The 23,852-nt window shown below is 38.6% G+C and carries 23 protein-coding genes, 2 pseudogenes and 1 riboswitch; of the genes and pseudogenes, 20 read left to right on the top strand and 5 right to left on the bottom strand.

The features are described 5' to 3' along the window. Positions 1-161: 161 nt before the first annotated feature. Positions 162-1,592: a DEAD/DEAH box helicase gene (locus tag AC25Y6_RS06950; RefSeq protein ID WP_488142461.1), complete on the top strand. Its 1,431-nt coding sequence runs from the start codon at positions 162-164 to the stop codon at positions 1,590-1,592. Between the two features lie 267 nt (positions 1,593-1,859). Here the strand turns inward: AC25Y6_RS06950 and AC25Y6_RS06945 are convergent, their stop codons facing one another. The 3 genes from AC25Y6_RS06945 to phaQ all read right to left on the bottom strand — a co-directional run bounded on the left by AC25Y6_RS06945 (position 1,860) and on the right by phaQ (position 3,359). Further along, positions 1,860-2,264 (bottom strand): MaoC family dehydratase, encoded by a 405-nt coding sequence (locus AC25Y6_RS06945; RefSeq protein ID WP_488142460.1) that lies wholly within the window; start codon positions 2,262-2,264, stop codon positions 1,860-1,862. Positions 2,265-2,323: 59 nt separating this feature from the next. Continuing rightward, positions 2,324-2,866: a hypothetical protein gene (locus AC25Y6_RS06940; RefSeq protein ID WP_482104513.1), complete on the bottom strand. Its 543-nt coding sequence runs from the start codon at positions 2,864-2,866 to the stop codon at positions 2,324-2,326. An 82-nt stretch (positions 2,867-2,948) separates the two neighbouring features. Beyond that, a complete protein-coding gene (gene phaQ / locus AC25Y6_RS06935) occupies positions 2,949-3,359 on the bottom strand; it encodes a poly-beta-hydroxybutyrate-responsive repressor (RefSeq protein ID WP_482101972.1) in 411 nt (136 codons plus the stop codon). Positions 3,360-4,104: 745 nt separating this feature from the next. Between phaQ and AC25Y6_RS06930 the strand changes: the two genes are divergently transcribed. From AC25Y6_RS06930 to AC25Y6_RS06890, 9 genes are all read left to right on the top strand, one after another. Next, positions 4,105-4,545, top strand: a complete 441-nt coding sequence (locus AC25Y6_RS06930) for a polyhydroxyalkanoate biosynthesis repressor PhaR (RefSeq protein ID WP_482101971.1) — start codon at positions 4,105-4,107, stop codon at positions 4,543-4,545. Positions 4,546-4,603: 58 nt separating this feature from the next. After that, positions 4,604-5,386 (top strand): 3-oxoacyl-[acyl-carrier-protein] reductase, encoded by a 783-nt coding sequence (gene fabG / locus AC25Y6_RS06925; protein WP_482101970.1) that lies wholly within the window; start codon positions 4,604-4,606, stop codon positions 5,384-5,386. Positions 5,387-5,468: 82 nt separating this feature from the next. Beyond that, positions 5,469-6,560: a class III poly(R)-hydroxyalkanoic acid synthase subunit PhaC gene (gene phaC / locus AC25Y6_RS06920; RefSeq protein ID WP_482101969.1), complete on the top strand. Its 1,092-nt coding sequence runs from the start codon at positions 5,469-5,471 to the stop codon at positions 6,558-6,560. Between the two features lie 178 nt (positions 6,561-6,738). Further along, positions 6,739-6,846, top strand: a riboswitch (SAM riboswitch). Positions 6,847-6,918: 72 nt separating this feature from the next. Then, positions 6,919-8,766, top strand: a complete 1,848-nt coding sequence (locus tag AC25Y6_RS06915; RefSeq protein ID WP_488142558.1) for a bifunctional homocysteine S-methyltransferase/methylenetetrahydrofolate reductase — start codon at positions 6,919-6,921, stop codon at positions 8,764-8,766. Beyond that, on the top strand, positions 8,759-12,196 hold the full coding sequence (gene metH, locus AC25Y6_RS06910) for a methionine synthase (RefSeq protein WP_488142459.1): 3,438 nt from the start codon (positions 8,759-8,761) through the stop codon (positions 12,194-12,196). Before AC25Y6_RS06915 ends, metH begins: the two co-directional genes overlap by 8 nt. Positions 12,197-12,415: 219 nt before the next feature. Next, positions 12,416-14,023: a spore germination protein gene (locus AC25Y6_RS06905; RefSeq protein WP_488142557.1), complete on the top strand. Its 1,608-nt coding sequence runs from the start codon at positions 12,416-12,418 to the stop codon at positions 14,021-14,023. Between the two features lie 15 nt (positions 14,024-14,038). Then, positions 14,039-15,226 (top strand): Ger(x)C family spore germination protein, encoded by a 1,188-nt coding sequence (locus tag AC25Y6_RS06900; RefSeq protein ID WP_488142458.1) that lies wholly within the window; start codon positions 14,039-14,041, stop codon positions 15,224-15,226. 6 nt (positions 15,227-15,232) lie between these two features. Then, entirely contained in the window at positions 15,233-15,466 is a 234-nt protein-coding gene (locus tag AC25Y6_RS06895) for a hypothetical protein (RefSeq protein WP_488140226.1), read from the top strand. A 26-nt stretch (positions 15,467-15,492) separates the two neighbouring features. After that, on the top strand, positions 15,493-16,605 hold the full coding sequence (locus tag AC25Y6_RS06890; RefSeq protein WP_488142457.1) for a GerAB/ArcD/ProY family transporter: 1,113 nt from the start codon (positions 15,493-15,495) through the stop codon (positions 16,603-16,605). A gap of 139 nt (positions 16,606-16,744) precedes the next feature. On the opposite strand, the gene AC25Y6_RS06885 is transcribed toward AC25Y6_RS06890, so the two are convergent. Further along, positions 16,745-16,966: a small, acid-soluble spore protein tlp gene (locus AC25Y6_RS06885; RefSeq protein ID WP_488142456.1), complete on the bottom strand. Its 222-nt coding sequence runs from the start codon at positions 16,964-16,966 to the stop codon at positions 16,745-16,747. Positions 16,967-17,336: 370 nt separating this feature from the next. Here AC25Y6_RS06885 and yhfH point away from each other — a divergent pair, with 370 nt between their 5' ends. Then, positions 17,337-17,456: a protein YhfH gene (gene yhfH, locus AC25Y6_RS06880; protein ID WP_488142455.1), complete on the top strand. Its 120-nt coding sequence runs from the start codon at positions 17,337-17,339 to the stop codon at positions 17,454-17,456. A 147-nt stretch (positions 17,457-17,603) separates the two neighbouring features. Here the strand turns inward: yhfH and AC25Y6_RS06875 are convergent, their stop codons facing one another. After that, positions 17,604-18,263: a ribonuclease H family protein gene (locus AC25Y6_RS06875; RefSeq protein WP_488142556.1), complete on the bottom strand. Its 660-nt coding sequence runs from the start codon at positions 18,261-18,263 to the stop codon at positions 17,604-17,606. 506 nt (positions 18,264-18,769) lie between these two features. Between AC25Y6_RS06875 and AC25Y6_RS06870 the strand changes: the two genes are divergently transcribed. The 9 genes and pseudogenes from AC25Y6_RS06870 to AC25Y6_RS06830 all read left to right on the top strand — a co-directional run. Continuing rightward, positions 18,770-19,540, top strand: a complete 771-nt coding sequence (locus AC25Y6_RS06870) for a formate/nitrite transporter family protein (protein WP_488142454.1) — start codon at positions 18,770-18,772, stop codon at positions 19,538-19,540. A gap of 196 nt (positions 19,541-19,736) precedes the next feature. Beyond that, positions 19,737-19,961 carry a hypothetical protein gene (locus tag AC25Y6_RS06865; protein WP_488142555.1) on the top strand — a complete coding sequence of 75 codons (225 nt, stop codon included), beginning with the start codon at positions 19,737-19,739 and terminating at the stop codon, positions 19,959-19,961. 267 nt (positions 19,962-20,228) lie between these two features. Continuing rightward, entirely contained in the window at positions 20,229-20,663 is a 435-nt protein-coding gene (locus AC25Y6_RS06860) for a YugN family protein (RefSeq protein ID WP_482101961.1), read from the top strand. 472 nt (positions 20,664-21,135) lie between these two features. Further along, entirely contained in the window at positions 21,136-22,083 is a 948-nt protein-coding gene (paaA, locus tag AC25Y6_RS06855; protein WP_488142453.1) for a 1,2-phenylacetyl-CoA epoxidase subunit PaaA, read from the top strand. 17 nt (positions 22,084-22,100) lie between these two features. Next, a pseudogene (locus AC25Y6_RS06850) lies at positions 22,101-22,199 on the top strand (1,2-phenylacetyl-CoA epoxidase subunit PaaB); the annotation flags it as partial. 17 nt (positions 22,200-22,216) lie between these two features. Further along, positions 22,217-22,717, top strand: a complete 501-nt coding sequence (gene paaD, locus AC25Y6_RS06845) for a 1,2-phenylacetyl-CoA epoxidase subunit PaaD (protein ID WP_488142452.1) — start codon at positions 22,217-22,219, stop codon at positions 22,715-22,717. Between the two features lie 16 nt (positions 22,718-22,733). Beyond that, positions 22,734-23,034 (top strand): annotated as a pseudogene (locus AC25Y6_RS06840) (EthD family reductase). Beyond that, positions 23,034-23,381, top strand: a complete 348-nt coding sequence (locus AC25Y6_RS06835; RefSeq protein ID WP_488142451.1) for an enoyl-CoA hydratase/isomerase family protein — start codon at positions 23,034-23,036, stop codon at positions 23,379-23,381. The pseudogene AC25Y6_RS06840 and the gene AC25Y6_RS06835 overlap by 1 nt, the downstream one beginning before the upstream one ends. A gap of 51 nt (positions 23,382-23,432) precedes the next feature. After that, a partial coding sequence (locus tag AC25Y6_RS06830; RefSeq protein ID WP_488142554.1) for an aldehyde dehydrogenase family protein occupies positions 23,433-23,852 on the top strand: 420 nt, incomplete at its 3' end.

The following is a 23,852-nucleotide window of genomic DNA, read 5'->3' as shown; positions in this document are numbered from 1 at the left end:
CAAACCACATCTTGTAAAATACCCATTGAAGAGGAAATCGAATCCTTTAACTAGTGAATTTGAATTTAGCTACATCATTTCGTGATGTGGTCGGTGGAAATCAGTGGATAAGGACAAACGAATAATAAGGTAAAGTCAAATCATAAAAAGAGGTTATTAACTTGAATGAAATTAGTTTTGAAGATTTTAACTTAAGTGATGAAATAAAAAGAGCACTGACACTATTAAAATACGAAGCCCCCACAGAGGTTCAAAGTGAAGTGATACCAAAAGCATTGAAAAGTCAGGATCTCGTTGTGAAGTCTCAAACGGGTAGTGGCAAGACAGCTTCTTTTGGAATTCCACTTTGTGAAATGATTGAATGGGAAGGAGAAAACCCGCAGGCATTAGTTCTGACACCTACTCGCGAACTTGCTGTTCAAGTTCGCGAGGATTTAGCAGATATCGGACGATTTAAAAGAATTAAATCTTTGGCAGTTTACGGCAAAGATTCATTTACAAGACAGGCTGAAGAGCTAGAACAAACAACACATATCGTCGTCGGTACACCTGGGCGTGTGTTGGATCATATTAATAGAGACACATTAATCTTAAATGATTTAAACTATCTCATTATAGACGAAGCCGATGAGATGCTTTCCATGGGTTTTATCAAATTGGTAGAAACCATATTGAATAGGCTCCCTTCAAATAGAGTAACGATGGTGTTTTCCGCTACATTGCCTAAGGGTGTTGAAAATCTTTGCCATAAATATATGGAAAATCCTAAAACCATTCAAATTGCTTCTGCAGGAACTACAACTAGCACGATTGAACATCATGTTATAGAAGTGAAAGAAGCGGGGAAAATAGCATTGCTTAAAAACGTTACACTTGTTGAAAATCCTGCTAGCTGTATAATCTTTTGCAAAACTAAAAAACATGTCGATGCGGTGTTTGCAGAACTAGAGAAATCCAACTATTCTTGTGAAAAAATACATGGTGGAGTTGTACAAGAAAATCGATTTTCAGTGATGCAAGGCTTCAAAATGGGGAATTTCCGTTATCTTGTGGCGACTGACGTAGCTGCAAGGGGAATCGATGTAGATAATATAACACTTGTGATCAACTACGATGTCCCTTTGGAAAAAGAGAGCTATGTTCACCGAACAGGCAGAACCGGTCGTGCGGGTAAGAAAGGTAAAGCGATTACCTTTGCAACTCCTAATGAAGGTAAACTCCTAACAGTAATTGAACAATATATTGGCTTTGAGATACCACGAATGTTAGTTCCGAAACAACGTGAAGTAGCACCAAGAAAAAATGCTTTATCGTCGAATCACGCAAATCAAAAAACGGTACCAAAAAACAAAAGCATCACGAAACTTCATTTTAGCGGTGGAAAAAAGAAGAAACTTCGAGCTGTGGATTTCGTAGGAACGATCGCGAAAATACCTGGAGTAACAGCGGATGATATTGGTATTATCAGCATTCAGGATAGTTTGACGTATGTCGATATTCATAATGGAAAAGGCTCAATTGTCTTGTTGGCAATGGAAGAGTTAACTATCAAAGGGAAGAAGCTTAAAGTGAGTAAGGCGAAGAATACTTGAAGGTCATGGGGAAAACCTAAAAACTTTCAGGGTAATCAAAATATAGTTAACTAATGGACACTAAACAATCTTCCAAATACATGTAGCAAAACGCGCTTACCAAATAAAAATAGAACGTAAAACATACTTTGGCCAGTATGTTTTACGTTCTACTATCTCTTAGTATTGCTTCGAACCAATAGCTTCAAGTCGAAAAAGTGAGGGAGATTGAACTGCCAGGACGCCATGTTCCTTGAATGGCGTCCTTTTGTTCGACAAAATAGCATATCACTTCATAACGATAGCTTCACCATCAATGACAATTTCATCATGTTGGTTTTTTACAATTGTACGAAGTCTGATAATATTTTTTGCATCTCTCTTCTCTAACACTTCAACTTCTGCATTGACAGTATCACCAATTTTAACGGGAGCTTTGAATTGAAGATTTTGTGATAAGTAAATGGTGTCTGGACCCGGTAATTTCATCGCTAGCACGGATGAAATAAATCCAGCCGTTAAAATGCCGTGCGCGATGCGTTCTTTGAAGACTGTCTTTTTCGCATATTCATCATCAATATGCAAAGGATTGAAGTCTCCTGTAATTCCGGCAAATTGGTAAATATCAGATTCAGAAATGGTTTTGGAGAAGTTTGCCTTATCACCGATTTTTAATTCATCATAGGTTGGCATTACCTAACTCCTCCTAGTAAACCTGAATTTCAGTTGCAGGTAGTTCAAATTTTTGGATATTAAATAGATGGTAGGAGTCCTTTTTGCGATTCTTTTATTTGCTCAGTTAATTTCTCAACTGTTTTCAATGCTTCAGAACGCACTTGTTGTTGTTGCTTCAATGCTTCTTTCACATTAGATTCCAACTGGTCTTGAGATTTCGAAACAAAGTCCAACATGATCTTGCTAGGGTTCCAAGAAAGAGCTTGAACCGAATTGTTAATCTCCTCAATTTGGTTTATCCAAGTGGAAACAGGTGATCCGACTTGATTTATCTCAATCGTTTTTAAAGTATTTTGCAAACTTTCTTTTACTTCTGCAGTTATCTTATTAGCCTCTTCTTCTAGCTTGCTCAGTGTTCCGCGTGTAGAATTTAACACTTCTTTTTGACTATCGATTGCCTGTAATGACTTTTCATCAATTTCAGTTTGGAATCCTTGAAGTGTTTTAAAACTATTCAACCAGCCATTCCAGATAGAATCGATAGCATTAGGTGATTGTACCTCGTTAAGTGAATTTACCGCAACAAGTGAATTTTGAGCTTCTGTTAATTTCTTCGTCATAAATAATTCCCCCTTTTTAGTATAAACGTGAAACATAGAACCCTATATGGTTGCATGCAACGAATGTGCATTGGACCCTCTTTTAATTCTCCTTATCTGTGTCTTTCGAAGGCGACATGAAAGGAGTGAAAAATGGATTGTATAAAGTGAAAAACTGATCTAGCATTTTTTGGTAATGCCCAAGCGAACCTGCCCAAACCTCTAAATATTGCTCACCGGCTGCTGTAATCGAATAAATACGTTTTGCTGGTCCACCGGATGTCGTATCCCAAACTGATGTGACCATCTCATCTTTTTCAAGTTGTCGTAGAATCCGATAAAGGTTCCCTTGATCAACTGAATCGAACCCGAATTGCGTAATCTTTTGCATCAATTCATAGCCATGTGAATTCCAATCGCGTAGATGTAATAGCATGATTGGAATTAGGAAGTTTTTTGGAGTTCCTAAATTGGTAGTTTTGTCATTCTTGGATGTCCCCTGATTTGAATCCACCGTTTATCACCTCCAATCACAGTAAATGTCTATAGATGTAATTTACACCTATATGTTTATTTTGTCAAACATGAATATTGGAAAAATATAAAATCGAGTACGTAAAGAATGTTACATCTGTTGAATTAAACGTTTACTAATATAAAACGTTGGTGAGTAGGGATTGAAGAATGCAATTTCCACTGTACTATTTCCGGCCCGCTTTCGGCGAATTAATCACGACACTTTAACGGAGGGATAAGTCTGTTGTAATTAATCGTCTGTCGCATTCCTCCAATATTCTAGTGAAAATACAGTTGCTCTGAAAGAAACAAGTAGATTAGCTTCTATATAGAGCGGAAGTGCTCGAAAATAATTTAGAAGTCGTTAAGTCCAAAGTGATCCAAAAAAGCTTATACACGTAGTGCCCAGTGTATGATTAAGATATTCACTGGTTATTTCTGGTTTATTGTATAGAAGTAAAAAAATCTCAACTAAATTATTGTCTTACGCATATGTATGAGCCAACACTCATACATTGGTAAAGTCGTCAAGAAGTGAAACGGAGCTTAACTTTCATTTTGTAAGAACGTGATAAAACCCTATCTTATCGCGTTATATGTCGAATTGTGTTGAATAACCGAGTAGAAGTGAGAATAGATAGCCCTTTCTGATTATTCATTTAAAAATCGTCAATCAGTATAATTATGTACAGGGGGTCAGTTGGTACTTGCTGAGCTTATTACTTAAAAGGAGATGAAGTTTATTGTCACAAACATTGCCACTAGATCCGTTTAAAATGTGGAAAAACATTTACGAACAAACAGAGGCGAACTGGAACGAAGCAATCCAAGAATCGTTGAAGAAGGAATCTTTCTCTGAAGGAATGGGAGAGACCCTAAACTACTACCTGCAATTTCAGGAGTATTCAAATGAGGCGACTGAGTCTTATTTGAAACAAATGAATATGCCTACGCGAGCAGAACTTGCGGATGTTGCATCTCTCGTCATTAATTTAGAAGGCAAAGTTGACAATCTTGAAGATAAATTCGAAGAAGAATTAGGTAAATTAGATGCGACAAAAGAAATTAGTCAGTTAAGAAGGTCTGTCCTAAACTTGGAGAGAAAACTGGATAAAGTTCTTGAGGTGCTTGAAGGTATAGAGAAAGAAAAAACGGTGGTCGCACCGAAAGAGTTGAAAAAGTAATAGTAGATTTGTTCAATTTAAGGGGTAAAAAATAGAGTGATGGGAAGTGTGTGGGAATATGACTATACAAATAAACGAAGTAACTGAAAAAAGTACGATTGGCAAACCACTTGCGGGGAAAGTGGTAGTAGTAACTGGGGGTTCACGCGGAATTGGTGCTACAATCGCTAAAGTATTAGCTGAAAATGGTGCATCTGTTGCGATTAATTACCAATCTAGAATTGATAGTGCAGAAGCAGTTGTAAAGGAAATTGAAGAACAAGGTGGAATTTCTTGTGCAATTCAGTCTGACGTATCTAAAGCGGACGATGTAAAGAATTTCATGGCTGAAGTTATCAATCGTTTTGGGAAGATTGACATTCTCGTGAATAATGCAGGTATTACAAGAGACCGTACATTCCGTAAACTTTCTAATGAGGAATGGAATGAGGTAATCAATGTCAATCTAAACAGTGTTTTCTATACAACATCGGAAGTAATTAATCATATGCTGGAGCAAAAGTCTGGACGAATCATTAACATAAGCTCAATCATCGGACAGGCTGGCGGATTCGGTCAATCAAACTATGCGGCATCAAAAGCGGGATTGATTGGTTTAACGAAATCACTGGCATTAGAAACAGCTAGAAGTGGAATTACTGTCAATGCTGTTTGTCCTGGATTTATCGAAACGGAAATGGTTGGAGAAATGCCTGAAAATGTAAAAGAGGGTATTATTGCAAAAATTCCAATGCAACGTTTGGGCCAAACGGAAGAAATTGCAGAAGCTGTATTGTTCCTTACACAGGCTAAGTATATTACGGGGCAAACAATCAATGTGAATGGCGGATTATACATGTAATAACCTACCATTTTTTACTTGTGGAAAGGGTCTTCTGCAAGGAAGCCCTTATAAATGATTGAATTTTGATAGGAGGAAAAAAATGGGTTATTCTAGTATAAAAGATGCTGACAAATGGATGGATACAATGCCTGATGATTTGAAGGTAGGTTTTGAACGAATTCAACGGATGACGTCGGTACTGACAAATGAGCCTGAACCAAAAGTCGGTCAAACACCTAAAGAAGTTATCTGGACAAAGAATAAAGCGAAACTATATCGCTATCAATCAACAGTCAAGAAAACGAATAGCGTCCCTATATTAATGGTTTATGCATTGATCAATAAACCTTATATATTGGATTTAACACCTGGCAATAGTCTAATCGAACATCTTACAAACAAAGGCCACGACGTTTATTTACTGGATTGGGGTACTGCGGGTTATGAAGATCGATATATGAAATTAGATGATTATATCTTAGATTATATTCCGCGCGCTGTTAAGAAAGTATTGAAAACGTCGGATGCCAAGGAAATCAGTTTGCTTGGTTATTGTATGGGTGGGACGATGACTTCTATTTTTACGGCACTACATCCTACACTGCCAATTCGTAATTTAATCTTCATGACGAGCCCATTTGATTTTTCGGATGCAGGTTTATATACGAGCTGGTTAGACAAACGTCATTTTAACTTGAATAAACTAGTTGACACACTTGGTTTGATTCCTCATGATATGATTGATTTTGGCAACAAGCTGTTAAATCCGATAGCCAATTTTTATGGTCCTTATATCAGTCTGGCGGATCGCGCGGATAATGAGGAATTCGTTAACAATTGGAAGTTGATGCAGAAATGGCTGAATGACGGAATTCCGTTTCCAGGTGAAGCCTATAGGCAATGGATTGGTGAGTTTTATCAAGAGAATAAATTAATTAATGATGAACTCTATATTAGAGGACAGAAAGTGGAGTTAAGCAAAATTACGGCAAATGTATTAAATATTGCCGGAAAGCATGATGTCATCGCTTCTCCTAACCAAGTAGAACCACTAAACGCTAAAATCTCAAGTAGAGATAAGACTTTCCATCTGACGGATACTGGTCATGTCTCAGTGGTTGCTGGTAGAAGAGCCATTAACAATACGTTTCCGTTGATTGAAGAATGGTTAACAAAACACTCTATACAATAATATAATACGAGTAAAAGCTGCTAACATGATTATATTATTGTGTTAGCAGCTTTTATTTTTTCGAAATCTGAAAAATAAAAATAATAAGGAAAAGAATATTCGCATTTTACGAAAAAGTCCTTGACTGATACGAGTTATAACGATAGGATAATCATAGTTAGTAAAACTGAATATTAAATTCTTATCGAGAGAAGTCGAGGGACTGGCCCAATGACGCTTCAGCAACCAGCCATAATATGGTCAGGTGCTAATTCCAGCAGGAGAGAAATGTCCTGAGAGATGAAGAAGAACGAATTTTAAATCGTTAAGTCTTCTTTTCATGGAAGGCTTTTTTTGTATTAAAGGGGGATTGGGTGGAATGGGCTTACTGGAAGAACTGCAGACAAAGATATTAATTGCGGATGGGGCTATGGGGACGCTGCTCTATTCATATGGGATTGAGTACTGTAACGAAGAACTGAATCTACAGAAACCGGAGATTGTGGAGAAAATTCACTTAGATTATATTACGGCTGGGTCAGATATTATTCAGACCAACACATATGGAGCCAATCTTCTTAAGCTGGAGCGTTATGGTTTAGAAAATCAAGTAAAAGAAATTAATGAAGCAGCAATTCAAATTGCAAAAAGAGCTGCTGCACCAGGCGGACAGTTTGTACTTGGTACGATAGGCGGTATCCGTGGGATTCGTAAAAGTGATGCGACGGTTGAAGAAATAATAAAAATGATTGATCAGCAAGCCAATCACTTATTGGCAGGGGATCCGGACGGTTTACTCCTAGAAACCTATTATGATTTTGAAGAACTTGTTGCTACTGTTAAGCATTTACGCAAACTAACAAATACGCCAATTATTGCCCAAGTATCAATGCATGATCCAGGCATTTTGCAAAATGGAATGCAACTTAACGAAGCGTTTCATCAGCTTGAAGCACTGGGTGCGGACATAGTAGGAGTCAATTGCCGATTGGGGCCACATCATACGATTCAAGCTTTCGAACAAGTAACACTTCCTGAAAAAGCATTTCTTTCCGCTTCTCCAAACGCAAGTTTAATGGATGTTGAGGATGGACGGATTGTCTACGAATCAGAAGCTGATTATTTCGGGAGAGCTGCATTGCGACTCCGGGAAGAGGGCGTGCGCTTAATTGGTGGATGCTGTGGAACGACGACAAAGCACATTGAGGCTGCGAAAAAATACATTGGAAATCTAGCGCCCATCTCGGAAAAAATAGTGACTCCAAGAAAGCCGATTGTAATTCGAGAGGCAGAACCGCAAAAAACAAAGCCGCTTCATGTGAAAGTGAAGACAGAAAGAACAATAATTGTGGAGTTGGATACGCCACGTCATTTAGATATAACTGGATTCATTGAAGGTGCTAAGGCGTTAAACGAAGCAGGCATAGACTCTCTCACTATGGCTGATAATTCATTAGCCTCTCCGCGCATTAGCAATTTGGCGATGGGTTCGATGTTGAAACTGGAGCACCAGATTAGCCCGCTTGTTCATATTACATGTCGGGACCGCAATCTAATCGGGCTCCAATCTCACTTAATGGGACTGGATGCACTTGGATTGCATGAAGTATTGGCGATAACCGGTGATCCTACGAAAATAGGCGATTTCCCAGGAGCTTCAAGTGTATATGATGTGTCAAGTATGGAATTCATTCAACTAATTAAACAGTTGAATGAGGGCATTTCATTCTCAGGTAAACCTCTTCGCAAGAAAGCGAATTTCTCTGTTGCTGCAGCGTTTAATCCGAATGTCCGTGTACTGGATCGTGCAGTAAAACGCTTGGAGAAGAAGATTGAATCAGGCGCAGATTATTTTATCTCACAACCTGTATTTACAAAAGAAAAAATCATAGAAATTTACGAGCAGACAAAGCATTTACCTACACCCATTTTCATCGGTATTATGCCACTCACTAGCATCAGAAGTTCGGAATTTCTGCATAACGAGGTACCTGGAATTAAGCTCTCAGAAGATGCACTTGAAAGAATGCGTGCGTGTGGAGATGACAAAAACAGGGCGACTGCAGAAGGTATTCAAATAGCGAAGGAACTCATAGATACAGCGGCAGAATTATTTAATGGAATTTACATTATCACGCCTTTCCTCAGATATGATACGTCACTTGAATTGATTCATTATATTAAAGAAATAGATGCACAGAAAGAGAGAGATCACAGTTATGTCTAAGAGTTTACTTGAGAAAGAACTTCAAAAAAGGATATTAATTATTGATGGTGCAATGGGAACGATGATTCAAAATGCGGACCTTTCTCCGGAAGAATTCGGCGGGGAAGAATATGATGGATGTAATGAATATTTAAATATCGTAAATCCAGAAGTTATTGAAAACATACACCGTGGATATTTAGAAGCAGGTGCTGATATTATTTCTACGAATACGTTTGGTGGCACGCCAGTTGTATTGAATGATTATAATTTAGGAGACCAAGCGCATGAGATTAACTATCGTGCAGCCCAATTTGCAAAAAAATGTACTGCAGAATTCTCGACAAATGAATGGCCTCGATTTGTAGCAGGAGCAATTGGACCGACGACAAAAACACTTTCTGTAACAGGTGGCATTACATTTGATGAGCTGAAACATGACTTTTATATCCAAGCGAAGGCATTGATTGACGGTGGAAGTGACTTGATATTGCTAGAAACAAGTCAAGATATGCTGAACGTAAAGGCTGCTACACTTGGTATTAAAGAGGCGTTTGAAGTGACTGGAATAGAACTTCCCATCATGATTTCAGGAACAATTGAACCAATGGGTACGACGCTAGCCGGACAAAGCATAGAAGCTTTCTATATTTCCATTGAGCATGTGAAACCACTTTCTGTAGGCTTAAACTGTGCAACGGGTCCTGAATTCATGCGAGATCATATCCGTTCACTATCAGAGATATCTGACGGCTATGTCAGTTGTTATCCCAATGCAGGATTACCCGATGAAGAAGGACATTACCATGAGTCACCAGAATCACTTTCTCAAAAGCTAAGAGGCTTTGCAGAAAAGGGTTGGTTAAACTTGGTAGGTGGATGTTGTGGAACGACTCCTGCTCATATTAAAGCTTTGCGAGAAGCTGTAAAAGATTTGGCTCCACGTAAACCGGTGGATGAAAGTCATGGTCACGTTATAGCTGGAATTGAGCCGCTACAATATGATGAATCGATGCGTCCTTTATTAATCGGAGAACGTACAAATGTCATTGGTTCCCGGAAATTTAAACGACTTATTATAGAAGGAAAGTTTGAAGAAGCATCTGAAATTGCACGCGCTCAAGTAAAAAGTGGGGCACATGTCATTGACATTTGTCTTGCGAACCCGGATCGCGATGAGTTGGAGGACATGGCACAATTCATGAAGGAAGTTGTGAAAAAAGTGAAGGTCCCTCTCGTTATTGACTCAACTGACGAAAAGGTGATTGAAGAAGCGTTAAAGTATTCACAAGGTAAAACAATTATTAATTCCATCAACCTAGAAGACGGAGAAGAACGATTTGATGCCGTGATGCCTCTTGTGAAAAAGTATGGTGCAGCTGTAGTAGTAGGGACGATCGATGAAATTGGAATGGGCGTTACACGCGAACGAAAGCTTGCAATCGCAGAGCGTTCATATGATTTACTTGTGAATAAGTGGGGGTTAGCGCCGGAAGATATTATTTTCGATCCGCTCGTATTCCCAGTAGGAACAGGGGATCAACAATATATTGGTGCTGCAGTAGAGTCAATAGAAGGTATTCGTTTGATAAAAGAAAAAATGCCCAGATGTTTAACGACACTAGGTGTAAGTAATGTATCGTTTGGACTTCCGCCGGTTGGACGTGAAGTATTGAATGCCGTTTATTTATACCACTGTACACAAGCAGGTCTTGATTATGCGATTGTGAATACTGAGAAACTAGAACGATTTGCTTCTATTCCTGATCAGGAAATTGCTATGGCGAACGAGCTTTTATTCACAACAACGGATCAAACACTCGCTGATTTCACAGATTTTTACCGTGGTAAGAAAAAAGAAAAAACAGAAGATGATATTCCTAAAACGGTTCCTGATCGTCTGGCTTATTATATTATTGAAGGAACAAAAGAAGGGCTTATCCCTGACTTGGAAGCAGCCCTTCAAATGTATGATACCCCGCTTGATATTATCAACGGACCACTGATGAAAGGGATGGCCGAGGTAGGTCGGTTGTTCAATGAAAATAAGCTCATTGTTGCTGAAGTACTTCAAAGTGCAGGCGTTATGAAAGCTTCAGTAGGCTACTTAGAAGGTTTCATGGAGAAAAAAGAAGATGATTCTGGTAAGGGGAAAATCGTACTTGCCACTGTCAAAGGCGACGTTCATGATATTGGGAAAAACTTGGTTGAGATCATACTGAGTAACAACGGCTACAAAGTGATCGATGTCGGTATTAAGGTGACACCCGCTACACTGATTGAAGTCATTCGTAAAGAAAAGCCAGATATGATAGGTTTGTCTGGCTTACTCGTTAAATCCGCACATCAAATGGTTATTACAGCGCAAGATTTCAAAGAAGCGGGTATCGATGTACCGATACTAGTAGGTGGAGCAGCGCTGTCTCGTCGTTTCACGGAAACGAAGATTTCAGCTGAATATGATGGGCCCGTGTTATATGCAAAAGATGCGATGCAAGGACTTGACCTAGCGAATCGATTACAAAATGAGGAAGATAAAGAGCTTTTGTTAGAGGAACTTGTTATTTCAGCAGAGAAGCGTATTATATCCGAGGCAACTCGTGCATCTAAACAGGCGGTTGCTGTTTTGGAGAGGCCTGTGAAAACGGTTCGAGAAGATGTACAAGTTTACATACCGAAAGATCTTCGTCGTCATGTGATGAAAGATTATTCAGTTGCTCACCTTCATCCTTATGTAAATATGCGCACATTGATTGGCCATCATTTGGGTCTAAAAGGATATAATGATAAATTAATCGAACGAGGAGATGAGCGTGCAAGTGGGCTCCACGAACTAGTAACTGGCTACTTACGATCGGATCTATTAAAACCTCGGGGCATGTATCAATTTTTCCCTGCGCAATCAGATGGAGATGATGTAATTATTTATGATCCTGCAGACGCTAAAACAGAGATCGAACGCTTCACATTCCCACGCCAATCTGCAGAACCTTTCCTATGTCTAGCAGATTACTTAAGAACAGTGGATAGTGGGGAGATGGACTATGTTGCGTTCATGCAAGTTACGGCAGGTCATGGCGTGCGTGCGGAAGCGACTAGACTAAAAGAACAAGGAAAGTTCTTAGAAAGCCATGCATTCCAGGCGACTGCCCTTGAACTAGCAGAAGGGTATGCTGAACGGATTCACCAAGAAATTCGAGATCAGTGGGGTTTTTCAGATGCAACGGACTTTACAATGCGAGATCGTTTCGCTGCCAAATACCAAGGGCAACGTTTCTCCTTCGGTTATCCGGCTTGTCCAAATCTAGATGATCAAGCTAAGCTATTTGGTTTGATAAAACCCGAGGATATTGGCGTAGAACTAACAGAAGAATTCATGATGGAACCGGAAGCTTCGGTTTCAGCAATGGTATTCGCTCATCCAGATGCTAGATATTTTGTAGTTAATTAATCAGAAATAAAAATACACCACTTTCAGATCTCCATTCTGAAAGTGGTGTATTTTTTTGGAAACAGGACCGGCTATTGGCATCAAGGCATAACAAACGTATGGAAAATAGTGAAATAGCCCATGCTGAATACTATAAAAGGGGCATGTCTCGGCGAATATTGTGACTTACAGTAAATAGATTTAGTTGTATTCATGACTAGTAAACGAGGGAGAGAGCGTATGCGGTTTTTTAAAAAGAAAAAAACAAATAAATCAAATACTGCGGAGCCCTCACCAAATAAAACGGTGGATTCAACTCAAACAGATGGTTTGAAAGCTAGTCTTCAAGAAAATTTACAAATCATAAAAGATATGCTTGGTAAGAGTACGGATATTGTCTTTCGGGAAATTCGAATTGGGAAAGAAGGAAGCATAAACGCGGGCATTATATACACAGATGGGTTAACTAATACAACTTCGTTACAAGAATTTATTTTAGAAAAGCTTATGTTGGATAGTAAAGAGATTGAATTAAAGGAAAATTTGGCAACCGGACAAAGTATGATTAGCATTCTAAAAGATTTTTTAGTAACAGTAGGAGAAATTAAAGATTTTACAACTTTTGAAGTGCTTTATGGCGGTCTTTTGTCGGGGGACACAATCATACTAATCGATGGCCATGCACAAGGGTTGGTCATTTCAAATAAGTTTTGGATTGAGCGTGGGGTAACGGAACCTGTGGCACAAACTGTAGTAAGAGGTCCTCGCGAAGGATTTTCCGAAAATTTACGTGTAAACACGGCCTTGGTTCGTCGGAAACTTAAAGATCCCAACCTTTGGATGGAGTCCAAGGTGATTGGAACACGGACGAAAACGAATGTTGCAATAATGTACATAAACGGTGTTGTAGATGAAAAAATAGTGAAAGAAGTCCATTCGCGTTTAGATAATATAGATATTGACGGAATTCTTGATAGTGGAAATATCGAAGAATTAATTGAGGATGCGCCGTTTTCACCTTTTCCCACTATTTACAATACGGAACGTCCAGATGCAGTAGCAGCTGCATTATTAGAAGGAAGAATAGCCATCTTGGTAGATGGAACGCCTTTTGTACTGATTGTTCCAGCATTGTTCATACAATTTTTTCAGGCTACTGAGGATTATTATCAACGTGCGGATATTGCGAGTTTTATTCGACTCCTTCGTTTTGTTGCTTTTGGCATTTCTATGCTGGCACCGGCGTTGTTTATAGCAATCACAACTTTTCATCAGGCCATGCTACCGCCTGCACTGCTAATTAGTTTAGCGGCCCAACGAGAAGGAGTTCCATTTCCCGCATTTTTTGAAGCATTGCTAATGGAATTGACCTTTGAAATTTTACGTGAAGCGGGCGTAAGAATGCCTCGATCGATTGGATCTGCCATGTCCATTGTAGGTGCATTCGTCATAGGAACGGCAGCTGTCGAAGCTGGTGTAATTTCTGCTGCAATGGTAATCATTGTTTCAATAACTGCAATCGCAAGCTTCGTTTCTCCCACTTATGATATAGCGATTGCTGTACGTTTACTGCGTTTTGCTTTTATGGGATTAGCTGCTTCCTTCGGGTTATTTGGAATAATGGTGGGCTTAATTGCCCTTGTACTGCATTTATGTAGTTTGCGTTCTTTTGGCATCCCCTACATGTCTCCATTGGGTCCATTTAATATTTCCGATCAAAAGGACACATTTATTCGATTACCTAGATGGAAAATGATTACCCGACCTCGCTTAATCAATCGACAAAATTTAGTTAGACAACAAAATTCAACCTCTGCAAAACCAACGCCGCCAAAAAATGAGGAGTAAGAAGGAGTTTTAACGATGAAAAAACATATTTTCGTGCTTCTAATTCTTAGCCTTATCCTCGCGGGGTGTTGGGACAGGAGTGAATTAAATGAGATTGCGATTGCATCAGCACTCGGAATCGATAAAGTAGATGATAAATTCAGGGTTACAGCTCAAGTAGTTGTACCGTCAGAAGTAGCCATGAAACAAAGTTCCGGTCGTTCAACGGTAACTTTGTTCCAAGCAGACGGTGAAACAGTATACGAAGCTTTACGAAAAATGACAATTGACTTGCCCCGAAAAATATATCCCGGACACCTTCGGATGCTTGTGGTTGGTGAAGAATTAGCGAAAGAAGGTGTAGGTGAAACCTTGGATATACTGTCAAGGGATTGGGAATTCCGATCAGACTTCTATATTGTTGTTGCGAAGGATAGGACTGCTGCAGAAATACTAAATGTCACTACAACCATGGAAAACATACCTGCAAATAGAATGTATAATACGCTTAAAACGTCTGAGGAAAACTGGGCGGCGACGAAAGGGGTTACATTAGATGAGTTTTTAGAGGATCTAATCAGTAAAGGAAAGCATGCAGTTTTAACGGGAATCCAGGTGTTTGGAGACCAAGAAATAGGTTCAAGTAAACAGAACGCTGAATCGATTACGCCTGCTGCCCGAATTCTATATGATGATTTAGCAGTCTTTAAAAATGATAAACTAATCGGATGGTTAACTGAAAACGAGAGTAAGGGGTATAACGATATTACCAACTCCGTTAAATCAACAGTAACATCTGTATCTTGCCCTCAAGGAGGGAAAGCTTCTATAGAGGTTATGCGGTTTAAAACTGAAATGAAAGGTACTGTGAAAAAAGGGGAGCCTCAAGTGGGGATTACGATTCAGGTAGAGGGAAATGTAGGTGCAGTAGAGTGTCAAATCAATCTGACAGAAACAAAATCAATCGCTGCGTTAGAAAAAAGTTATGAAGGACAATTGAAGGAAACCATTAATCAGACAATTGAAACGGCTCAAAAACAATATAAAGTAGATATTTTTGGATTTGGGACAGCCATTCATCGATCAAATCCAAAAACATGGAAAAAGATTAAAAATCAGTGGGATGAAAAATTTACGGACCTGGTCGTGAACGTCGACGTTGATTTGAAGTTACGCCGTACGGGTACGACAAGAAATTCATTCTTAAATCATGTAAAGGATTAACGAAGTATGATGAAAATTGTTGGAATCCTGTTGATAGTTGCTGTTATCTTACGTATTGAAGTTCCTTCTCTTATACAAAAGAAATATAAAAAAGAATTAGTTGTCTTTTTACTCTTCCTTTTTATTGGTGCAAGTTTAGGGGTTTTCCAAGCATTAGGAAAACCCATTCCAAATCCACTGGACTTAGTAACTTTCATTCTTAAACCGTTAAATGATACACTCTTTCGTCAGGCGAATTAGAGAGGTCTGTGAGGTGAAGATATGATATGATGCAAAATGAAAAAATTAATTCTAAACAGTTTTTAGTGCTAGTCATCTTTTTTTCCATCGGTACGAGCATCGTAGAAGTTCCATCTGTTTTAGCTGGAAAAACGAACCAAGATGCTTGGATTACGGCTATAATTGGTACGGGTATCGGGTTATTGGTTATATGGTTTTTCACCACTATAGCACTTTGGTTTCCTCACCTCACTTATGTTCAAATCAATGAAAAGGTATATGGGAAATGGATCGGTAAAGCCGTTTCAGTTTTAATTGTAATCATGTCACTTATTTATACTTCAACTCTTTTATCTCAATCAGGGAATTTTTTGAACACCCAAATTATGCCGAAAACGCCGATGTCTGCCCTCAGTATTCTGATGGTTGGCATTTTGATAATGGGCGTATATCTTGGGATAGAGACCATCGCCCGTTCTGCGGAAATCTTTGGTGCCATTTTCTTTATCGCCTTTATCATCTTTACGGTTTTAATTGTACCCGACATCCAGCTTGACAATATAAAGCCTGTATTTGAGACAGAACCTAAAACGATGATTGAATCCTCCTTTCTGATTGTCTTGTTGTCCTCAGGAAATGCGATTGTTTTATTAATGATTTTCCCTGCATTTGTAAGTAAGGTGAAACAAGCAAAAAAATCCTTTCTCATTGGAAATTTAATTGGCGGACTTATCATCATTGTCATTACATTTTTGAGTATTTCGGTATTAGGAGCAGAAAAAGTGGCGGATGAAATTTATCCAAGCTATGAATTGGCCAAAAGAATAAATATCGGAAATTTCATAGAGCGACTTGAAGTGTTAATGGCTTTACTATGGATAACCTCACTCTATTTTAAGGCAATCCTTTATTTTTACGCTACTGTTTTAGCAATTGCACAAATCTTAAATTTAAAAGATTATCGACCTTTAGTAATGCCACTCGGTTTAATTGCCACCGTTCTTTCTCTCGTGGTTTATCCTGATATTGTCTATAAACAAGAGTGGGATAACACTACGGGGAAATCGCTATCATTGGTCGTTGGAATTATATTTCCTCTTTTGTTGGCTATCGTTTACGGAATACGAAGGAAAAGTTTGAAGAAAGAAATTGAAAAATAACAGGGCATGAAAGGATGACATTTGTAACCGAAGCAGAAATGATGTCGGGTATATATTGAAAAAACAAGCCCATTCAATGATGAAATAATTGAATGGACTCGTTTTTACTGATTATCAATACCTCGAATCAGCAGTGCTGTTATAGATAACCGTTAATTCTTGATTTGTCTTCTTCGATTACTTCATTTTGTAGGCCTTCAATGCTTTCCTTGCGTCGCGCATTTTTTTCCTGGATTGTAGCGAGTTCTTTCCCTTCGGCGAATTCCATAGCGGCTTCTGCAGCTTCTAGGTTACTGATTGTTTTCTTTAACCTGTCTTCATTGTCGGCTGAATCGTTCGGTTTGGGATTGACTTTGGACAATCGACTTCCTCCTTCTTTATAGAAACCTTCATGAGATAGCGTTCCCAAATCGACAAAAACTATTTGTAAAATTTAGTTGTCTCTTTATTTTGAAAGTGTGTGTGAAAGGCAGGAGAGGTGAGTTTTTTTCCTGGCGAATAGAAGTAAAACGATTGAAAGGAGAAACAAACTAGATAGTTAACAGAAGAGTTATTTTTTCAGTCCTAAAAACAATCCCTGTTCGTCGCCTTATATTGCCTTTCATCCTCTAATAAGACGTTTTGTCAGAAAGTGAAGACAAAAATAAACCCCTGTTATATAGTAGTAAATAATAAAACTAACTGTTTCACAACACGGTTAGTACAACAATAAAAAATGGAGGAGATCTATTATGGAGAAAATCAAAAGTAATACTGAAAAGCAGTGTACAGAATGTGGAAATGAAATCGTTGAGATGCATGAATCAGTACTCTATGAATGTGAGCGTTGCATCGGCAAGCATGAACATTAATTAAACACTCTATTTCCAGGAAATATGGAAATAGAGTGTTTTTTTGACTTCAAATGAATGAATCTGTGTTAGGGATTAGTGTAATAAATTTATGGAAAACCGATTGCTTATCTAAAATTTTCGTTAAGTCAATGACCGAAAATAGACCTATCCTGTAACCTCACTTGTCGCTGTAATAGAGACTCCATTTAGCGCCTGTGTCGCCAGTCGATCGGCTTCTGAATTCAATTTTCGTTGCACCAGTTCGTACTCTGGCTGGATACCAAGGTCTTTCATCTTCTGCTCAATACGGTCTGCCCAGCCCGACAGAACCTTTTCGAGTGCCGGCCATTCTCCAGTCAGTTGGTTGATGACTACTTGTGAGTCACCGATGAACCGAACCGGTAGATGATGGACATTTAACAGTTCTAGCTCTTGCAGGCATAAGTGGAGTGCGGCATATTCAGCTTCGTTATTCGACATGAGTTCGGCGGAAGGAGCATTACGACGGAGCCTGTATGATTTTCCACTTTGTTCATAATAAATGACACAGCCCATACCTGAACTGCTCGTTGTCCGATCGAAGCCTCCATCGAAATAGACCTTAACGTTATGGGGTTCAGTTTCGATTCCTTTCAAATAGCCCTTCATCTCTTTCACCGTCCACATGCTGTCAAACCGGTCAATGAATACTACGCTTTTGGCTCGCCCAATTCGCTCAATGTCTTCTGCAAATAGCATTGCTTGTGCTGCCGGCATTTCTTCAGAACGAAAAATTTTTTCCGCACCTTTAGGTGTTCTGTAAATCCATTCGATTAAAATATTAATGGTCATTCCTCCTACCTCAGTACTTCTATATATTTATTTCTTAAATACAATAAAAGTCTACCCCATGCAGGTGATATTTATGGGTATTTATCACGAATCTAATCGTAATTTTTCAGCCAACAATTTAATGGGATTGCAAAAGAGATGTATTTGACATTTATCCTAACACAGGGTAGGAAATACTCCTTAATAGATGGACCTAATCTATTCTTCCTTATTATACGAATGAAGGACACTGGTATACAATAAGAGTGGGAACTGTATTCGTTTTGTTATTAATAAAGGAATCCTACTAGTAATAATTCCAACAGCTTGTCACAGATGTAGCGGAGATATTAAGTATTCAAGAGGTGAGAAATCGAGGGATGTGAATACAATCGTAGTCGATTAAGGGGCTAGTTAGATAGCAGTTTATTCACGACAGGCAATGTGAGTTACAAAATTAAGTCCTAAGAGATTGTTAGATATCCATCGTTTGGGGTTAGGATATACGGGAGGGAATTGAAATGAAATCAACAATCGCTGTTTTAGGTGATACAGCCGTATCAAAAGTAAGTCAATTACATACGAGCAAAAGTAGATATTTAACTATGACAATGTTGGCTGGAGTATTTGTTGGATTTGGAATCATTTTGATTTTTACAATCGGTGGGTTACTAGCGCCAGTAGATTTTCCAGGAACGAAAATTATTATGGGAGTTTCATTTGGAATCGCATTAAGCTTGGTTTTAATGGCGGGAGCCGACCTGTTTACAAGTAATAACATGATAATGACCATTGGCACTTTGACCAAAAAAACAACTTGGACTGAAACAATACAAGTGTGGATATTTAGCTATATAGGCAACTTCGCTGGCTCAATTCTCATTGCTGCACTATTTTTCTATTCAGGCTTGGCCACCGATAGTACGGCCCACTTTATTAATATGGCAGCGAGTGACAAAATGAGCTTACCTTTCATGGAGTTACTCGTTCGCGGTATTCTTTGTAATATACTTGTCTGTTTGGCTGTGTGGTGCGCATATAAATTAAAAGATGAAACCGCAAAACTGATAGTCATTTTTTGGTGCTTATTTGCCTTTATCACTTCAGGTTTCGAACATAGTGTAGCAAACATGACCTTGTTATCTATTTCGTTGATGATACCTCATCCTGAAACGGTTTCGTTGGTAGGGTTGGCGGCAAACTTAGTACCCGTGTCAATAGGAAATGTAATCGGTGGAGCTTTGTTCATAGGAGCCGCATACTGGTACGGGAATTCGAAGAATAGTGCTTAATATAGAAAAAGCATGCACGTTTGAACGATTGGCAAATATCTTTACAGTCGATTTTTGAAAAAATCCTTTGAAAGTATAATAATATTTTTCCCTATACATTCGAATAGGTATATGTGGGTATTGAAAGTGGGAGAATGAATATCAAATATGAATGAAAGGGTTCCGGTACATGTTCAAGGAGATGGTGTTACAGGAGATGACTAACTTGAAAGAATTCAAAGTGACATACTTTTTTTGCGAAGAGCATTACATCAGAAGATTTATCCATATGGAGTCCCAAGAAAAAGCAGAAAAATTAATTCAAAGCGAACGAGATCAATATATTACATTCCAAGATAGTAGAGGAATATATCATGAGTTAAATACGACAGATGTTAGAGTTATTCAACTGGCTGAGTATCACAGGACCGAAAAGAACTAAATAGAATAGACTGCATGTAGAACACTTAACACAGAAGTACTATTCAGATTTCCTAATTGAGCAATGCCTTTCCCAATGAAGAATAGGGGAGAGACATTGCTCTTTAAATAAATTAATTGACTAGAATCATTCTTATCGGTAAAAATCAAAATAAGCATTTAGAAAGAATTGAAAGGCATCCAAATGTTTACATTGTAGCCATTAACGTATTTTTCCTTCATATCATGTGAATGCTGTTACAAGAACGAAGTAGAAGGAGGAAAAAATATGTTGAAATTACAAACTGAGCTTGAGGGGCAAAGTGCCTCTTTTGGGCTTGTAAACGAATGTGTACGGGAGCTTGGTTACCATTTGGGCGGGAACTGGGATTACCATAAAGGTAGTTTTGACTACATTTTATGTAGCGAAGGCGGTGAAACCATCTATATCCGAATTCCATTTGTTGTTACGCAAGGCGAACTTGATCAATTTGATGCTTCTATCAAGTTCGAAACACCTTACGTAATCAAACATGTCGTCCATGTCGGTCTAGATAGCGATGGAAGTTCATTACTAGATGCTACTGGGTTTAGTCAATTTCAGGAACCGATTGATAAAGACGGGAAAATCATCAATAAAAACAGATGGATTCATGCAGGCGAAGTAGCTGTGAGTGACCTGTTAAATTGTCTGTATGAACAGGAGCACCTCAAGTCTAGTTAATGGTAGCTGTAATTTCATCCTTTGGCAATCTGCACTACGCAGAAAATAACTAGATTCTATTTTTAGGATTATATGCACGATATCTTAAATTAACAATAAGAAGAGTTGTCTTTAGTCGAAAGAAGACTTAAAGACAGCTCTTTTTATTGTCCTGACTAAATGTATACATAGCCACTGTGACTAAATTTATGTCTTAATGTTTACAACTTTCAGTAATTAATATTGACTTATGAACTGAAGGCTATTAATCTATATTTATTACTCTAAGGCAGAGTGTCGTTTGAAATCAATTTCATTATAGAATTGATAAAAATTTAAGCGGTAGATAGTGATTTTGTGGAAATTCAATGTAGGAAATGTATGCGGATATAAAGGGCCTTTATGTGATTAGACATAACGGGCACGAATATATACGTTACTGTTTTGTTATATAAAGTGACTAAAACACATACCTTACAGGAGGGGGTTAGAGATGATGGAAATGTATAGTTTGGAAGAAAAACATGCCCATTTCATGCGAAGAATTGAAGCAGGAGATAAAATCGAAGCAGACGATTGGATGCCCGAAGAATATCGTGAAACATTGATTAAATTGATATCGATGCATGGAATGAGCGAAATTATGGGGGCTCTCCCTGAGAAAGAATGGGTACCAAAAGCTCCGTCCCTATCACGAAAATTAGGCATTATGGCAAAGGTGCAGGACGAAATGGGACATGGTCAGTTGCTTCTCCGAGTTACGGAAGACTTACTCAAGCCATATGACAAGAATCGTGGAGATTTAATGCAGGATTTATTCAATGGAGATTTGAAATTCCATAATGTATTTCACATGAAAACAACTACCTGGGCAGATGCCGGAATTATCGGTTGGCTTGTTGACGGAGCAGCAATCATTACTCAAACAAATATGCTTAGGGCTTCTTATGGACCTTATGGCAGAGCATTACAGCGTATTTGCGCAGAGGAAGTGTTTCACGCACAGCATGGTGAATCGATTATTATGGCACTTGCGGAAGGTACAGATTATCAGAAAGCTATAATTCAGGATTCACTCAATTATTGGTGGGAATCGCTGTTAATGTTCTTTGGACCCGCGAGCAAAGAAACAACGGGTTCATCTAAACAAGATTTGACTATAAAATACAAAATTCGGACGAAAACAAATGAGGAGTTTAGGCAAAACTTTTTTGATAAATATATCCCTCGAATTTTATCCCTCGGTTTGATAATTCCGGATGAGTCAATACACTACGATGCAAATAGTAAAATATGGACGTATAAGCAACCAGACTGGAATGAATTCAAGAAAATCATTCGAAATGAAGGCCCTCGGTCAAAGGAACGACTGAATTTACGCCGTACTTCTTATGAGAATAATGCATGGGTACGTGATGCATTAAGTGCAGTCGTTGAATAATGGAAGGAGTCAGTAAAATGAATGATGAAAAAACGTTTTATCAAGAATATGAAGTTTTTAGCATGCGAACACCGAACTCAGCATTTCATTACCAATTTAGTTTACTGGCTCCAAATAGAAAGAGGTGAATAGTATGACTGCTTCTATTAATCTTTCAACCCAACAAGTTTTTGAAGTACTAATGAATGTTAAAGACCCGGAAATTGATTCAGTGAGTATTATTGATCTTGGTATGGTAAGTGAAGTTACTATTGAAGGGGGAAACGTTAGAATCTCTCTATTACCGACTTTTTTAGGATGTCCAGCGTTAGAATTTATTAAGACAAATACGGTAAATGCTGTAAAGGAACTGCCGGGAGTGGAGAGTGTTGAAGTCGAATTCGTTTTTCATCCACCGTGGACTTCAGACCGCATAACGGAACAAGGACATGTGAATTTGCGGAAGTTTGGAATCGCCCCTCCGCCCCTCTATTTCGAGGAAGATGGTTCATGGCATGTGAATTGCGCATATTGTGGTTCTGAATATGTAACGATAGAAAACATTTTTGGACCGACAGCTTGCAGAAGTATATTGTACTGCAAAAGCTGTAAAAACGTATTTGAGGCAATGAAACCGGTATCGACATTAATGTAAAATGATGAGAAGAAAAATGGCTAAGCTATTCCCATTATACAACCACCCTGAAAACAAAGAGGATTTTGATGAACATTATTTTAATGCACTCACCGCTAACGGCAAAAATTCGTGGACTACGTGAAATGAAAGTTACAAAAATAACGGGGCTACCAATGGAAGGAGAATATAAATACTACCTCACTTGTGAAATGATGTATGACGATTTTGAAGCATTACAACAAGGATTACGCTCTCCAGAAGGGAAAGCATCTGGCAAAGACTTTATGGAATTTGCGGGAGATCTAGTAACATTAATGATTGGTGAAGGTGAGTAATGAACAGTTTTGAATTCATTGAATCTACATTAAGGGGAAGTATTGTGGAGGTTGAATTAAATCGCCCGCGCCAGTTAAATTCAATGAATCGAAAAATGGTTAATGAGCTAGTCATTGCTATGGGAAAGTTTGACCGAAATGATAGTGTCCGCGTCATCGTGTTGACTGGAAAAGGACGCGCATTTTCGGCAGGAGCTTACATTGATGAAATGACTAATGACAATCCAATTAGTCTGGAACTAATGCATGAAGCACAAGGGCAGCGGTTAGGTGGATTAACGAACAATCACCGTGAAGGTGTTGCGGCATTTATGGGAAAACATAAACCTGTTTTCACAGGGCTATAGGAGGAAAAACCATTGACGACAATTTCAGAAGGAAAAATAGAGCAAGAATCAATGAAACGTGACTTTTACAAACTTTTCATTAACGGTGAACAAGTCGAAAGTAGCAATGGCGAACGCACAAAAATTTACAATCCTGCGACGGGTGAACTTCTTGCGGAAGTAGCAAAAGCAACACAAGAAGATGCTGAAAGAGCTGTTCAAGCTGCCAGAGATTCATTTGATAATGGAAAATGGAAAATAACGCCTTCAGGACGTCGTGCACGTGTACTCAACAAAATTGCAGCAATTATGGGCTCACGCTTTAATGAGCTTGTGGAACTTGAAATTTTGAATACAGGTAAATCACTTGCAGCTGCTAAAGGGCAGATTTCACAAGCAATTGAAGACTTTGAATTTTACGCGGGTGCAATTGTTGGCCACGGTGGATCTGTAAACAACGTACCTGGTCAATTCCATAACTACACAGAAAAA

The organism is Sporosarcina sp. Y1004, from assembly GCF_057669665.1.
Note: the sequence above shows the minus strand (reverse complement) of the source record. Positions and strands in the feature narration are given on the sequence as shown.